This is a genomic window from Bacillus sp. RB3, from assembly GCF_030164735.1.
In the GTDB taxonomy this organism is placed as follows: Bacteria; Bacillota; Bacilli; order Bacillales; family Bacillaceae_G; genus Bacillus_A; species Bacillus_A cereus.
In genome coordinates this window covers 218,087-232,191 of sequence record NZ_JASNGE010000003.1, presented here as the reverse complement: position 1 = coordinate 232,191, position 14,105 = coordinate 218,087, and the positions used below count along the sequence as shown (strand labels likewise).

Genomic DNA, 14,105 nt, shown 5'->3' with positions numbered 1-14,105 from the left:
GATTGGGAGGAATTTACTATGAATAATACATATACAAATATTTTAATCGCGGTGGATGGTTCTAAAGAAGCAGAAAAAGCCTTTAAAAAAGCAATTCAAGTCGCAAAGCGCAACAATGCAACATTAACAATTGCTCATATCGTTGATGTAAAAGCATACTCAGCAGTAGAAGCTTATAGCCGTGCAATTGCTGAACGGGCAAATCTATTTGCAGAAGACTTATTAGAAGACTACAAAAAAACTGCGCTTGAAGCTGGTCTTGAAAAAATTGAAACTGTATTAGAATTCGGTAATCCTAAATCAAAAATTTCAAAAGAAATCGCTCCAAACCATAAAGTAGATTTAATTATGTGTGGTGCGACTGGTTTAAATGCTGTTGAGCGTTTCCTAATTGGTAGCGTCTCTGAACATATTATTCGCTATGCGAAATGCGATGTCCTTGTTGTTCGTGGTGATGAGGAACAAGGTGAGCTTTAATTTATAGATAAAACACCAAGTCCACATAGGCTTGGTGTTTTTCATTTTATAAACTTCACTATAAACACTAGACATGCTACGACAACAACGGTAATTGCCAACACATAAGGTGGAAGAAACTTCAAAGACCATAACGCCATCATGATTGTCGCGATCGTTAAGTACGTTTGCTTTGCACCCTCTGTCATTTTTTTACGAAGTAAGAAGACGTACAAATAGCCGATTGGCGGCGTAATGAAGCAAAGAACATATATGATTTTTGATTTTAAATACCATTTTTGTTCTCCAAGTTTCTTTATATCTCCTTCAATTCTCTTACTCTCTTGTTCTTTCGCTTCTTCTACAAGCTGGTCTTCCTCTTCTCCTCGCTTTTCTTTCATATAAGGAAGAAAGTGCATAAAAAAAATAGTATGCGAATACGAACGCTCCAAATCCAATATTTAATCTTTCTAATGGAATATGTTCACTAAAAAAAGCAGCAGTAAGCACTAAAGACAAACAGTATGTCATCATCCAAAATGAATGTTTTCTCTTTTTCCGTTCCATTTCTTTTTCACCTTGTATATCTTTTCTTTTCGAAATCCATATAGAAATAAAGCAATCTACTACAAATAGAGCAAAAATAAATATCGCAACGTGTACTGTTTCTAAATCCTCAAATGAAAAGATATTTGGGAATGCAACGTGTAATACAATTAGCGTGTACAAAATTAACCCTATAAAATAAATACGTCTCATTTTTCATCCCTTTCTTATTTCCTAACATTACGTTAACATACATTTTTTAGAAATAGACGGACAAAATATATATGTGTAAAAAAGGAGGATGCAACATGGATGATTCTGAACGTATTATTTTAGATGTGAATGGGAAAGAACTCGAAATGCTAGATACGATTCGTACTCATTTTAAAGAGAAACATGGCGTTGAACTAAGTAACGGTGCATTACTTAGAGATTTGATGGATATTGAGTATATTCGAATTACGGAAGATCGACATAAGTATGATTAATTTGTGGCTATAAAAAAAGAAGGTAAGCTTCTCTCCATCAAGATTAGCGTACCTTCTTCCCTATAAAATCAATCAACTTCCAACAAACTCTCCAACTAACCCCTTCGCCTTCTCCAAAGCGTTTTTGATTTGTTCAAATCCTGTTCCACCCGCACTATTACGACGCTTTACAGCCGCATATGGTGAAAGAACTTCATACAAATCCTCTTCAAATAAAGAGCTCATTTCTTTATATGTTTCAAGCGAGACATCTAATAAATAAATTCCTTTTTGTGTGCAATATAGCACTAACTTCCCAACAATTTCATGAGCTTGACGGAATGGTAGTCCTTTGTTTGCTAAATAGTCGGCAATTTCTGTTGCGTTGGAGAAATCTTGCGTCACAGCTTGCCCCATTTTTTCTTTGTTTACAGTCATCGTTTCAAGCATGCCCGCCATAATATGAAGGCATCCTTCTACTGTTTTTACTGTATCAAACATTCCTTCTTTATCTTCTTGCAAGTCTTTATTGTAAGCGAGCGGTAATCCTTTCATTACTGTAAGTAAACTGAATAAATTACCGTATACTCTGCCTGCTTTACCACGGATTAGTTCCGCCATATCCGGGTTTTTCTTTTGCGGCATAATGCTGCTTCCAGTTGCGTATTGATCGCTCATTTCAATAAATTGAAACTCTTGGCTACTCCATAAAATAAGTTCTTCACAAAAGCGCGATAAGTGCATCATAAGCATAGATGAGTTACTTAAAAACTCCAAGATGAAATCACGATCGCTTACTGCATCTAAACTATTTTCATATATTCCATTAAATCCAAGAAGTTCCGCACTATATTCTCGGTCAATCGGGAATGTCGTCCCAGCTAGCGCTCCTGCTCCTAATGGGGAGATATTAATACGCTTTAACGAATCTTCATAACGATTTACATCACGCTCTAACATCCAAAAGTAAGCGAGAATATGATGAGCAAATGAAATCGGCTGAGCACGTTGCAAATGCGTATAGCCAGGCATAATCGTTTCAATATTATTTTCTGCTTGATGAACAAGAACAGTTTGCAATTGTTTTGTAGCTTTTATAATATGTTCTACCTTTTCTTTTAAATACAAATGCATATCTGTCGCTACTTGATCATTACGACTTCGGCCAGTGTGAAGTTTTCCTCCTACTTCGCCAATTTGTTCAATTAACATTTTTTCGATGTTTAAATGAATATCCTCTGCTTCTACTAAAAATTGTAGCTTATTCTCTTTTGCTTCTTTCAATAAATATTGAAGACCTATCTTTATTTTCTCTGCTTCTTCTTTCGTAACAATGCCTTGCTTTGCTAGCATCGTTACGTGTGCAATACTCCCGTTTATATCTTGATTTACTAATTGTTGATCGAAAGAGATGGATGCTCCAAACTCTTCAACCCACGCTTCCGCTTCTTCAGTAAAACGTCCGCCCCAAAGTTTGCTCACGCTTCCACCTTCTTTTGATTCACTTGGCTGTATACTTTCGTCGGTAAACCAAATAATGAAATGAATCCAACTGCTGCATCATGATTAAATTCGTCCTGGGCAGTATATGTTGCTAATTTTTCATCGTATAAAGAGTATTCAGATTTACGTCCTTCTACAATCGCATGACCTTTAAATAATTTCACACGCACTGTACCTGTTACATTCTTTTGCGTTTCTTGTAAAAATGCATGAAGCGCTTGTTTTAAAGGTGAGAACCATAAACCGTTATAAATAAGTTCTGTTATTTTCTGTTCAATCACTGGTTTAAAATGCGCTACTTCTTTTACGTGTGTTAAATCTTCCAACTCTTTATGCGCAGTGATTAACGTCATTGCTGCTGGGCATTCGTATACTTCACGAGATTTAATACCGACAAGACGATTTTCTACGTGATCAATACGTCCAACGCCGTGTTTTCCAGCAAGCGCATTTAACGTTTTAATTAATTCTGCAAGTGAATATGCAGTGCCATTTAAAGTAGTCGGTACGCCCGCTTCAAATCCGATTTCTACAAACTCTGGTTTATTCGGTGTATCTTCTAACGCTAATGTCATCTCATATGCATCTTCTGGCGGCGCTGCCCATGGATCTTCTAAAATTCCACATTCGTTGCTGCGTCCCCATAAGTTTTGATCGATTGAAAACGGGCTATCTAAATTAATCGGAATTGGTACATCGTTTTCTTTTGCATATGCAATTTCTTCTTCACGTGACCATTTCCATTCACGTACAGGCGCAATCACTTCTAAGTAAGGATTTAATGCTTGGATAGAAACTTCAAAACGAACTTGGTCATTTCCTTTTCCTGTACATCCGTGTGCAACTGCAGTTGCGCCTTCTTGTTCTGCGATTTCTACTAATTTCTTCGCAATAAGCGGACGAGATAATGCAGAGACAAGAGGGTATTTTCCTTCGTATAATGTGTGTGCTTGCATCGCCATCAATGCATATTCGTTTGCAAATTCTTCTTGAACGTCAATCATATATGATTTAATTGCACCTACTGAAAGTGCCTTTTCTTTTACAAATGCTAAGTCTTTACCTTCCCCTAAGTCTAAACAAAGCGCGATAATATCATAATTCTTCTCTTGTAACCATTTAATTGCAACGGAAGTATCAAGACCTCCGGAATATGCTAATACAACTTTGTTCTTCTCCATTTTGCATCCCCCTAAAGAATAAATATTCATTTTCTTTTATAATAATTCACACTTTAACACCTTTCACAAAATGTATCAAGAGTCATTTTCAAATTTTTTCAAACAATTTCGTCGAACTTCTTTCTGTTTTTCTGTACAATATAAGCAGGAAAACGGGGGTGAACTTATGGAAAAGTATTTCTTATACGATGAACATCTAGGAATTGAAATTCCACATTTACAAGAAGACTGGGAAGAAATCCCCGAAAAAATGCAACATGCTATTTTACTAAAATGGGAACAAGTTCGCGGGAAAATTCCTGATCGTATAAAAGAACTTGAGCACTATATTAATAAAAAACAACATTATTTAAATAACGAAGAAGACTTCGAAGTTTCTTGTAAACTAAATTCAGAAATTGCCGATCTTGCTTCCATCATTAATGACCTTTGGCTTTGGTATCGACTCACTCAAAATGTATCTGAGGGGAAAGCACACCAATGAAAAAAGCATGCCCCTCAATTACTTTGGGTCATGCTTTTTTTGTCGTAACATGATTTACAATATATCTCTTGTGCTGTTTTTGCCAAACACACATCAAAAGGGCCAACTAATATACTTCTTTCTTTCGGCAACTTTACAAAAGCAACAAGCTCTTCTTCATATTGAATTTTTTTCTGACATGAAATACATATTAATTCTTTTCTTTTGAACATTTCTTTTAGCATACCTTCACTCTCCCCTTCATCTATCTATATTAATATACTCTCATAATAGTTAAGACTTGTAAAAAAATGACACATTCCGAATCGAATGATTCATATACTATGTACAAAAGGAGGTCTACAGCTTATGCGTGCTTTCGTTATTATCGCTTTAACTTTTTTAAGTGTGATTAGTTGGGATGCGTTTTTCAAAGATAAAAGTGATGAAAAGAATACAACGGAATAAAACCTTTTTTTCTTACTTATTGGACAAACCGTTACAAACTGTCCAATCCTCCGAAATAACTTAGGCTTTTCTACAAAAATATTTAAACATAACATTTTTTGTAGATTCCCTCCGTTTATTGTCGGTTTCCATCCGCATACATTTTTTAAAAGTATGATATAATAGTATAAATCTTGAAGGAAGGGATTTTGATATCATGATCGCTCGAAGGAGCATGTGGCATCGTATTGACGAATCATACACGTAGCGTATTTTTCAGCTCAGATACTTTAGTCTAGCGAAAAAAATACGAGAGTGGGGAAATTATGATTGCCCGAAGGATAATTTGGCAAAAAAAAGACTCTTCTTACACATAGCGTTTTGTTTAGGACTTAATTGTTACTAACTAAACAAAACAAAGAAGAGCAGGATTGCTAAATGAAGAATCCTACTCCACGTTTTGTTTAGTCGTTTTAAGACTTAAACTAAAACGAAGGTAGGGAGAATTGATGGACGAGAGGATTATTCGTTATTTCTTCAGCGACATATAGCGTAGTTAGTTTTTTCGTAAACTAACTGAAAGCTACATGTGAGCTCGTAGTTAGTTTACAACACAAAAAGGACTACTAACTACGGAAAGAAGGAATAACGATGAGGAACATCCAAAGTCGGCAAATTATTAAAGAAATTTTTATGGTTTTAATCGGTTCATTTATTTTAGCAGCAGCGCTATATCACATTCACTTCCAAAACCACTTAACAGAAGGTGGCTTTGTAGGAATTGCACTATTCATTCAAAACTTTTATGATATTTCACCATCTATTTCAACTGTATTAATGGATATCCCAATTATTTTACTGTGTGCTTCATTTTTAGGTAGAAAAATGGTTGGCTATTCATTCCTAGGTTCAATTTCATTCGGAGTATTTTATTCCTTTATGGAAAATTATTCTCCATTTACGGTAGATTTATCAAATAACTTATTGATAGCTGCAGTAGTTGGCGGTGCGTTAGCTGGTATTGGACTCGGTTTTATATTGCGATTTGGCGGTGCAACCGGTGGAGACGATATTTTAACAATTGTATTAAGTAAACGAACTCGTTTTACAATTGGGCAAATTTTCTTCGTCTTTGACGCGATTGTTCTTGCGCTTTCATTATATTATTTAAATTGGACAGAAATTGCTTTTACTATTCTTTCGATTGCCGTACAGGCAAAAACATTGGATTTAATTTATTATCCAAAAACAGAAAAAACAGCAGAAAAGCAGCCAGTATCTGTTCCAATGTCCAAAAAACATGCAACAAATTAAAAAAGCGAAAGGCTTCGGCCTCTCGCTTTTTTTATGCTCTTTTTTCTTTCTCGACTATATGGCGCACTTGATAAAATCTATTTGCAAATTCAGTAACGTTTCTTGTTAAACGATAATTCACTGTAGATCCAATTGCCATTCCAATTACCGGTATACCTTGGAATAATTTACGACGAAGAGCATAAATCGAAAATGTCTTCAAAATTTGTTTTAACACAACCTCAGTAGAAGCTGTTTGTAGCACTGCTTCTTCTCCTTCGTAGAAGAACGAATCTTCTTGCTCCAGCTCTTGCAATAAATTGTACCATGCGTATTGCTGAAGTCTTCCTGGTAGTAATGACGCATGAAACACCTTTAACGCAAGCATCATTTCATACGGCTTGTTCACATCATGTCCAAATGATGTTGCAATAAGTTGGACTGCCTTCACATTTAATGCGATCATAACCGGAAAATCCGCCGTTAATAATAATAAACCTCCAGCACCTGTTGCCCCGCCTTGTACAAATGAATATAGACGATGACGTGCTGTTTGCTGCTCTGCTATGTATGTTAATTGATCAATAGATAATGCTTTCAAATCTTCAAGCTGTTCAATCGATTCATCAAATAATCTTGATGTTCCTAAAATCCGATTACGTGCATCTAACTGTGCTTGTGAACTTTGAATAAATGCATGCAAATGAAAGAGCCATCCATCTGCTTTCGTGAAGAATTCTTTTCGCTTTTTCTCAGGTAATTTCGCAACTGTAGTATGTAACCATTTATCAAACACTTTTTGAAAATCGGTCGCTTCTTGCTCAACTAATTGCGCTTCCCATTCTTTTATATTGTCTAAAATGGCTTGTTCTCGCTTCGATCGCATCGTAACAACCACCTCGTTCGATTTTTTTCTATTGTAACATATTTCTGCTTATTCTTTGCAAATATGCTTGTCTATCTTTATTCACATACCATTTTTGAATGGCATAAAATATTAACAAAAAGGATGAGATAAATCACATGAATCTATCCGATATAAAAAAAGAATATAATGCGGTATTCAGCTTAGGACAAAACTGCTGGCCTGCTTGGGCATTATATCAATTAGAATTATCACCATTTTTTGGCGTTATTGATTTTATGCTAAGCCCCTCATTAGAAAAAGTGAATGTATTATTACAAAATCGATTTGACCGCTTTTTAAATTTCGAAAATTTATCCTTCATCTCATTTTGGGATGATGATGCAAAATTAAGATTAAGGGACAACCTTTATGAAATTGACTCCTGTCATGACTTTAAAACAGATGTAAACACACCAACTTCTTGGCCTTCTTATACAGAAATTAAGTTAAATTATGAACATCGTATTAATCGTTTTCTAGCTACAATTGAAACGGCCGAATCCATATTATTTATTCGAACTGGAGGAACATATGAAGAAGCATGTTCCCTAGAACAAATTTTATCTCAAATCGTTACACATACATTCTCTGTCCTGTTACTAATTCCTGCCGATATACCAACTATCACCCAAGAAGATTGGGGATTACAACGTGTTTGCGTTATGAAATGTCCTATTATGGATGTATACCAATACAATGAAGCATTTTGGAAAGACTTATTTGATGGAATTACGATTAGACCACATTCTTAAATACATGACACCTTTACTACAAAACATATTATAATCTTCCTTATACAAAAAAATAAGGAGTGATTGTATATGTATCCACGTGCAAAGGCTTTTGGCATTGCTATACATCACGGGCGTCTTCTCGTACAAGAATATCATTCAGCCGATGAAACATTTTACCGACCTCTTGGTGGTTCAATTGAACTTGGTGAACAATCAGCACATACCGTTATTCGTGAATTTAGGGAAGAGCTTCATACAGAAGTGGAAATCACCAATTATTTAGGTTGTTTAGAAAATGTCTTTCATCTAGATGGAGACATTGGTCATGAAATTATTCAACTATATTCTTTGCGTTTATTAGACACGTCACTATATGAAATGAAAATATTAAATATACAAGATGAGGAAACAGTAGCATATGCGAAATGGATTCCTATTACGGCATTCATTCAGAAAGAAAAAATATTATATCCGGATGGAGTTTTAAAATACATCCAAAAGAAAAAAGACGAAATCCTATAGGATCTCGTCTTTTTTTTCATATATTAACCAATATCTCCAAGACGTAGTACGTCACGAGCAATCATAACTTCTTCGTCAGTTGGAATTACGATAATTTTTACTGGAGAGTGTGGGAAGCTGATGAATGCTTCTTCACCGAATACGTTATTACGTTTTGCATCGAAGTATACGCCCATGTACTCAAGGCCTTCTAATACGCGCTCACGAATAATCGCACTGTTTTCACCTACACCAGCTGTGAAGATGATTGCGTCTACACCTTTCATACGAGCAGTGTAAGAACCGATGTATTTGTGGATACGGCTTACGAATACATCAAGTGCTACTTTCGCACGGTGGTCGCCTTCTTCTTCTTTCGCAATGATGTCACGTAGGTCACTAGAGTAACCAGTAAGACCTAACATACCACTCTTCTTGTTTAATACGTTAACTACTTCTTCTACTGTTTGGCCTGTTTTTTCCATGATGTATGGAATTAACGCAGGGTCAAGGTTACCAGAACGTGTACCCATTGTTACACCAGCAAGTGGCGTGAAGCCCATAGAAGTATCAATAGATTTACCGCCTTCTACTGCTGCGATACTTGCACCGTTACCTAAGTGACAAGAAAGTAAGCTTAAGCTTTCAATTGGACGACCTAATAATTCAGCCGCACGCTCAGTTACATATTTATGAGAAGTTCCGTGGAAACCGTATTTACGGATGCCGAATTTTTCATAGTACTCATATGGTAAGCTGTATAGGAATGCAGATTCCGGCATTGTTTGGTGGAATGCTGTATCGAATACTGCTACTGCTGGTACGTTTGGTAATACTTCTTGGAATGCTTTAATACCAACAACGTTTGCTGGGTTATGAAGTGGTGCTAAATCGCTTAATTCTTCGATATCAGCTAATACTTCATCAGTAATTAAAACAGAGTCAGCAAATTTTTCGCCGCCGTGAACAACACGGTGACCGATACCGCCAATCTCATCTAGAGATTTAACGATTCCGTTTTCAGTTAACTTTTTAAGAAGCATATTAACTGCTACTGCGTGATCTGGAATGTTTGTAATTTCTTTTTGTTTTTCGCCATCTACAGTAATAGTGAAGATACTATCTTCTAAACCGATACGTTCTACTAAACCTTTTGTTAATACTGTTTCACTTGGCATTTCAAATAATTGGAATTTTAAGGAAGAGCTTCCTGCGTTAATCGCGATGATTTTTGACATCTAGTCTTTCGCCCCTTTTTCTCTTGGTAGTTGTGTGGATGTTTCCACAAACCGCTCGATTTTATCTGATCAAATTCACTAAATATGAAAACGTTTCATCATTAGCAAATTTTATACTCACGATTTTAATTTAAACATCGTCCGACATATATTTCAAGTGAAAAAATTGTAACACCAAGAAAAAATATATATTACAGATTTCAAAAAAATTCAGTTAAATCTTGTATATATTTAAAAATATGACATATTATATAAAACTGTACTACATAAATCACTAATGCTGTTACATATACCTAGCTTTATTTATGTGTTGCAAACCAAGTATTTAATTGATCCATAATGTCTTCCATCGCCTTCATGTTAGAGAATTTAGGCAACTCCACTAATAACGCCTGTTTTGGCATTGTTACATTAGCGCCTTTCTTTTGGAGAACAAATATACTTTTTGCATTTTTCTCGTTTTTAAACATGGAAACAGGAAGCTGTAATAACCCTTGAATAAAGCATGTTTCTTTAATAAATGCATGTAATTTCGGTGCTTGGTCACTTTCAAAAATGAAGTTTGGTACTAAGAAGAATAAGTAACCGCCCTCTTTCGTATGTTTCACACTTTGTTCAATAAATAAGTGATGGGCATACGACATTCCTTCATCTGCTTTTAATTTATATTCACTTGCACCGATTTCGTTTGGATAATAACCAACCGGTAAGTCTGAAACGACTGCATCAACTGGATCGATATAAAGTGGTGCTAGTCCATCTTGATGGAAGAATTCGATTGCATGCTTTTGTAAATTTGCATTTACTAAAGCAAGTTTAATTAGCACTTCATCCACTTCTACACCAAATCCACTCATTGTTAGTCCTTCTTTAGCGCTATTAAACACTGTAGTCATTAAGTTACCTGTTCCAATTGCAGGATCTAAAACTGTAATTTCATTTTGACCTTGCATAAATTTATGGAATAAGTAACTCATGAACATCCCAACTGCATCAGGTGTCATTTCGTGATTCGCTTGTACGCCTTCTTTCATTCCTTTTAAGATGGCTAACTGAAATGCTTTACGAATTTCTTCACCTTTATATGTTTCTTCATTAAACGTACTATATTCACGATTCAGCCTTTCAATTGCTGATTCGGATAATTCCTCTTGTAAAATCGCTCCCTCAAACAAGTTATCACCTGTTTCTACAAGCGCCTCTAAATATGTTACATCTAATTCTTTACGTAAAACTACCGCAGAAGAATCAAAAATAGAAAATAATGTTTCTACTGTCTGACTCACGTACATTCCTCCTTCTCTCTTTTACACATAACTTATATCATACCACAAAGTGATTTTTTCCAAAAAGAAAAAGCGACCTCCTGTAAAGAGCTCCCCTTTAGTTATATATGATATAACGTTTTTTCTCATATATCGATGCCGTTACAGAGCAATATATGAGAAAAAACGACCTCTTTATAAGAGGTCATTTTCTTCACATTACTTCGCAGATTTAGCTGCTTCTAATGCTGCTTCATAGTTTGGATGGCTTGTACCTTCGCTTACGTATTCTACGTAAACTACTTTGTCATTGCTATCTACTACGAATACTGCACGAGCAAGTAAACGAAGTTCTTTCATTACTAAGCCGTAAGCTTCACCGAATGAAAGGTCGCGGTGGTCAGAAAGTGTTACAACATTTTCTAAACCGTTTGCTGCACACCAGCGTTTTTGAGCGAATGGTAAATCAGCGCTAATTGTTAATACTTTCGCGTTTTCAATACCTGCTGCATCTTGGTTAAAACGACGTGTTTGTGCATCACACACACCTGTGTCGATTGAAGGTACAACACTAATTAATTTCACTTCGCCTTTGTATGTTTCTAAACTTACTGGAGATAAGTCGTTTGCTAATACTTGGAAGTTTGGCGCTTGATCGCCAACTTTAACTTCTGTTCCAACTAAAGTCATTGGATTACCTTTAAAAGTTACGTTTGCCACTTGAAAATCCTCCCTTATTTAAACAAAATATGTACAATGTAAATGATAGTTTGTCCCTATCGATAATGCAAATAAAATCGCTTTATTTACAAAAAAATTAAAGAAGCTAACCTATTGATTAGCTTCTTTATTCGTTAAATTTGAAATTCAGGATCATCTTCTTTTCGTTTATCCATCATTTCTTTCACTTTATCAACAGCTTGTGGCGCTAATTCAATTATTTTATCGATGACATGTGTTTGTTTATCTAAGTGCAATACTTTCACACCATCTCCATTTATAACAAGAAAGGCAACAGGATTAATAGAAACTCCTCCACCACTTCCCCCGCCAAATGGATGGCGGCCTGAATGTTCTACTTTACCAAATTCACTTCCACCAGCAGCAAACCCGAAACTTACTTTCGAAACAGTAAGAATTACACTTCCATCTGCCGCTTTAATTGGGTCACCAACAATTGTATTTACATCAGTCATTTGTTTTAAATGCTGCATTGCTGTTGTCATTAAACCTTGAATTGGATGGTCCATTCTATATCCCCCCTATGCTTGAACAGATTTTTCTGTCATACCAGATCTTTGCTTCCTCATAAATATGAGCAATTTCACCGCTGTTTTTATAGTGCGGAATATACGAAAAGATGCTGTTAACTCACATCTTGATGCAAATCCTTTTCCTTGAAAAACTGGGGTAATTTCAAATTCTGGTACGTCGACAATATGCATATATTGTCCGACAACTCCAGCAGCCATACCTTTTGTCCCCCATGCATATCCAGTGACAATTCCAGTACTAGCTGCGTCGCCTGCTCCAATTTGTGTATGCCATTTCCAACCATTGATTTTCACTCGTTTGAGAAAATCTTTAACAATAGTATGAACTTCTTGAAGCTTTTTTATCAGTTCACCAATGCTGTCAAGTTGCGCCATAATTTTATTATCGAGTCCGCCGTCCTCTTCAGCTTTTTCGATTTTCTGCCCTGTCTTTTTCTGCTGTTTTTCAATTCTTTCCAACACATCAAATGTATATCGAATCATCCATATTTTCACTTGAAGCAAACATTTCTTTTCCATTTCTGAATATAAAAATGTCACCTTAAGCTTTATTTTTGACAATAGTATAAACAAAATAAAAAGAAGAAGAATTATTATTCCAATTACGAGCCACTTCATACGTATCATCCTTTCACTCCGTACCCATTATCGACAACTTTATTCATCATTAAACAGAGTTCTATAAGATTGAATATAAAAATTTTTCTAAAAATAAAAAGGTATTTTGACATTTTATATCGAAATATATTATTTGAACATATCATCAGGGAACGGACTCTAATGATATGTAGCACGAAAAACAGAAAATTTAACTGCAGTGGAGGGATACATAATGGCAGATCGTCGCAATTTATTTTTCTTTTATGGTGATGACAAAGCAACGCTCGTTGAAAAAATGAAACCAATCTATCGTATTTTAGAAGAGAATGGATTTACCATATTAGATCATCCAAAAAATGCAAACGCTATCGTCAGTGTTGGAGATGATGCAACCTTCTTACAAGCCGTTCGTAAAACTGGTTTTAGGGAAGATTGCTTATACGCAGGGATTTCTACGAAAGATGAAACTTCTTTCTACTGCGATTTCCATATTGATCACGTTGATACAGCCCTTCAAGAAATTACAAAAAATGAAATTGAAGTGCGTAAATATCCAACAATTCAGGTAGATGTAGATCACAGTACATCTTTCCATTGTTTAAATGAGTTCTCATTACGTTCTAGTATTATAAAAACATTCGTTGTAGATGTTCACGTTGATGATTTATATTTCGAAACATTTAGAGGTGACGGTTTAGTAGTTTCTACCCCAACAGGAAGTACTGCTTACAATAAATCATTACATGGCGCAGTTGTTGACCCACTTATTCCATGTTTCCAAGTAAGCGAACTAGCATCTTTAAACAACAACACTTACCGTACGCTCGGTTCACCTTTCATTTTAAATCACGAACGTACATTAACTTTAAAACTAAGACCAGACGGTAACGATTATCCTGTTATCGGCATGGATAACGAAGCGCTTAGCATTAAACAAGTGGAAAAAGCTGTTGTACGCTTAAGCGATAAACAAATTAAAACAGTTAAATTAAAAAACAATTCTTTCTGGGAAAAAGTACAGAGAACGTTTTTATAGGATTAAAATAACCGCAGAATTATGGAATTCCATAATTCTGCGGTTATTTATTTACCCCGATTGGCGCGGACAATACTCTCTTACTATCCACCCGTTATTCTTGTCAGTTTTTGTCGGTAAGTCGATATATTTTAATAATCGCTCATATATTTCGAGTTACGGTAGATATATTTCAATAATCGCTTATATACTTC

16 protein-coding genes and 1 pseudogene are annotated in these 14,105 nt (G+C 35.4%); 7 read left to right on the top strand and 10 right to left on the bottom strand.

Features of this window, described 5'->3' with window-relative positions:
• The first annotated feature begins 18 nt into the window (after nucleotides 1-18).
• Nucleotides 19-477, top strand: a complete 459-nt coding sequence (locus QO049_RS06605; protein WP_001066673.1) for a universal stress protein — start codon at nucleotides 19-21, stop codon at nucleotides 475-477.
• A 41-nt stretch (nucleotides 478-518) separates the two neighbouring features.
• Here QO049_RS06605 and QO049_RS06600 read toward each other — a convergent pair.
• Nucleotides 519-1,215: pseudogene (locus QO049_RS06600) on the bottom strand (hypothetical protein).
• A 95-nt stretch (nucleotides 1,216-1,310) separates the two neighbouring features.
• On the opposite strand from QO049_RS06600, the gene QO049_RS06595 reads away from it, so the two are divergent.
• A complete protein-coding gene (locus tag QO049_RS06595) occupies nucleotides 1,311-1,490 on the top strand; it encodes a hypothetical protein (protein ID WP_000342765.1) in 180 nt (59 codons plus the stop codon).
• A 72-nt stretch (nucleotides 1,491-1,562) separates the two neighbouring features.
• Here QO049_RS06595 and argH read toward each other — a convergent pair whose 3' ends face one another.
• Nucleotides 1,563-2,951 (bottom strand): argininosuccinate lyase, encoded by a 1,389-nt coding sequence (gene argH, locus QO049_RS06590; RefSeq protein ID WP_246961383.1) that lies wholly within the window; start codon nucleotides 2,949-2,951, stop codon nucleotides 1,563-1,565.
• A complete protein-coding gene (locus tag QO049_RS06585) occupies nucleotides 2,948-4,153 on the bottom strand; it encodes an argininosuccinate synthase (protein ID WP_246961385.1) in 1,206 nt (401 codons plus the stop codon). Before QO049_RS06585 ends, argH begins: the two co-directional genes overlap by 4 nt.
• A gap of 166 nt (nucleotides 4,154-4,319) precedes the next feature.
• Between QO049_RS06585 and QO049_RS06580 the strand changes: the two genes are divergently transcribed.
• Nucleotides 4,320-4,637, top strand: a complete 318-nt coding sequence (locus tag QO049_RS06580) for a hypothetical protein (RefSeq protein WP_000417216.1) — start codon at nucleotides 4,320-4,322, stop codon at nucleotides 4,635-4,637.
• Between the two features lie 14 nt (nucleotides 4,638-4,651).
• Here QO049_RS06580 and QO049_RS06575 read toward each other — a convergent pair whose 3' ends face one another.
• Nucleotides 4,652-4,861 (bottom strand): hypothetical protein, encoded by a 210-nt coding sequence (locus QO049_RS06575; protein ID WP_000910674.1) that lies wholly within the window; start codon nucleotides 4,859-4,861, stop codon nucleotides 4,652-4,654.
• Between the two features lie 853 nt (nucleotides 4,862-5,714).
• Here QO049_RS06575 and QO049_RS06570 point away from each other — a divergent pair.
• Entirely contained in the window at nucleotides 5,715-6,377 is a 663-nt protein-coding gene (locus tag QO049_RS06570; RefSeq protein WP_246961387.1) for a YitT family protein, read from the top strand.
• A 31-nt stretch (nucleotides 6,378-6,408) separates the two neighbouring features.
• Here the strand turns inward: QO049_RS06570 and QO049_RS06565 are convergent, their stop codons facing one another.
• Nucleotides 6,409-7,242: an EcsC family protein gene (locus QO049_RS06565; RefSeq protein WP_246961389.1), complete on the bottom strand. Its 834-nt coding sequence runs from the start codon at nucleotides 7,240-7,242 to the stop codon at nucleotides 6,409-6,411.
• Nucleotides 7,243-7,379: 137 nt separating this feature from the next.
• Between QO049_RS06565 and QO049_RS06560 the strand changes: the two genes are divergently transcribed.
• Together QO049_RS06560 and QO049_RS06555 are read left to right on the top strand one after the other, a co-directional pair.
• A complete protein-coding gene (locus QO049_RS06560; protein WP_001053732.1) occupies nucleotides 7,380-8,015 on the top strand; it encodes a DUF1796 family putative cysteine peptidase in 636 nt (211 codons plus the stop codon).
• 69 nt (nucleotides 8,016-8,084) lie between these two features.
• Nucleotides 8,085-8,519: an NUDIX hydrolase gene (locus QO049_RS06555; RefSeq protein ID WP_000283468.1), complete on the top strand. Its 435-nt coding sequence runs from the start codon at nucleotides 8,085-8,087 to the stop codon at nucleotides 8,517-8,519.
• A 23-nt stretch (nucleotides 8,520-8,542) separates the two neighbouring features.
• On the opposite strand, the gene ackA is transcribed toward QO049_RS06555, so the two are convergent.
• From ackA to QO049_RS06530, 5 genes are all read right to left on the bottom strand, one after another.
• The gene (ackA, locus tag QO049_RS06550) at nucleotides 8,543-9,736 is read right to left on the bottom strand and encodes an acetate kinase (RefSeq protein WP_000034575.1); all 1,194 of its coding nucleotides are present in this window, start codon (nucleotides 9,734-9,736) and stop codon (nucleotides 8,543-8,545) included.
• 299 nt (nucleotides 9,737-10,035) lie between these two features.
• The gene (locus QO049_RS06545; protein WP_000084367.1) at nucleotides 10,036-11,022 is read right to left on the bottom strand and encodes a class I SAM-dependent methyltransferase; all 987 of its coding nucleotides are present in this window, start codon (nucleotides 11,020-11,022) and stop codon (nucleotides 10,036-10,038) included.
• Between the two features lie 198 nt (nucleotides 11,023-11,220).
• Entirely contained in the window at nucleotides 11,221-11,721 is a 501-nt protein-coding gene (gene tpx / locus QO049_RS06540) for a thiol peroxidase (protein WP_000024529.1), read from the bottom strand.
• Nucleotides 11,722-11,855: 134 nt separating this feature from the next.
• A complete protein-coding gene (ytfJ, locus tag QO049_RS06535) occupies nucleotides 11,856-12,251 on the bottom strand; it encodes a GerW family sporulation protein (RefSeq protein WP_000350003.1) in 396 nt (131 codons plus the stop codon).
• Nucleotides 12,252-12,263: 12 nt separating this feature from the next.
• Nucleotides 12,264-12,902, bottom strand: coding sequence for a DUF2953 domain-containing protein (locus QO049_RS06530; RefSeq protein ID WP_002101410.1), 639 nt, complete (start codon nucleotides 12,900-12,902; stop codon nucleotides 12,264-12,266).
• 205 nt (nucleotides 12,903-13,107) lie between these two features.
• Between QO049_RS06530 and QO049_RS06525 the strand changes: the two genes are divergently transcribed.
• Entirely contained in the window at nucleotides 13,108-13,911 is an 804-nt protein-coding gene (locus QO049_RS06525; RefSeq protein WP_000785186.1) for an NAD kinase, read from the top strand.
• The last annotated feature ends 194 nt before the right edge of the window (nucleotides 13,912-14,105 follow it).

What these genes read in the sequence shown, in the direction of transcription:
- QO049_RS06605 (WP_001066673.1), top strand. Translation starts at nt 19, where the DNA reads ATGAATAATACATATACAAATATTTTAATCGCGGTGGATGGTTCTAAA.
- QO049_RS06595 (WP_000342765.1), top strand. Translation starts at nt 1,311, where the DNA reads ATGGATGATTCTGAACGTATTATTTTAGATGTGAATGGGAAAGAACTC.
- QO049_RS06585 (WP_246961385.1), bottom strand. Translation starts at nt 4,153, where the DNA reads ATGGAGAAGAACAAAGTTGTATTAGCATATTCCGGAGGTCTTGATACT.
- QO049_RS06580 (WP_000417216.1), top strand. Translation starts at nt 4,320, where the DNA reads ATGGAAAAGTATTTCTTATACGATGAACATCTAGGAATTGAAATTCCA.
- QO049_RS06575 (WP_000910674.1), bottom strand. Translation starts at nt 4,861, where the DNA reads ATGCTAAAAGAAATGTTCAAAAGAAAAGAATTAATATGTATTTCATGT.
- QO049_RS06570 (WP_246961387.1), top strand. Translation starts at nt 5,715, where the DNA reads ATGAGGAACATCCAAAGTCGGCAAATTATTAAAGAAATTTTTATGGTT.
- QO049_RS06565 (WP_246961389.1), bottom strand. Translation starts at nt 7,242, where the DNA reads ATGCGATCGAAGCGAGAACAAGCCATTTTAGACAATATAAAAGAATGG.
- QO049_RS06560 (WP_001053732.1), top strand. Translation starts at nt 7,380, where the DNA reads ATGAATCTATCCGATATAAAAAAAGAATATAATGCGGTATTCAGCTTA.
- QO049_RS06555 (WP_000283468.1), top strand. Translation starts at nt 8,085, where the DNA reads ATGTATCCACGTGCAAAGGCTTTTGGCATTGCTATACATCACGGGCGT.
- ackA (WP_000034575.1), bottom strand. Translation starts at nt 9,736, where the DNA reads ATGTCAAAAATCATCGCGATTAACGCAGGAAGCTCTTCCTTAAAATTC.
- ytfJ (WP_000350003.1), bottom strand. Translation starts at nt 12,251, where the DNA reads ATGGACCATCCAATTCAAGGTTTAATGACAACAGCAATGCAGCATTTA.
- QO049_RS06530 (WP_002101410.1), bottom strand. Translation starts at nt 12,902, where the DNA reads ATGATACGTATGAAGTGGCTCGTAATTGGAATAATAATTCTTCTTCTT.
- QO049_RS06525 (WP_000785186.1), top strand. Translation starts at nt 13,108, where the DNA reads ATGGCAGATCGTCGCAATTTATTTTTCTTTTATGGTGATGACAAAGCA.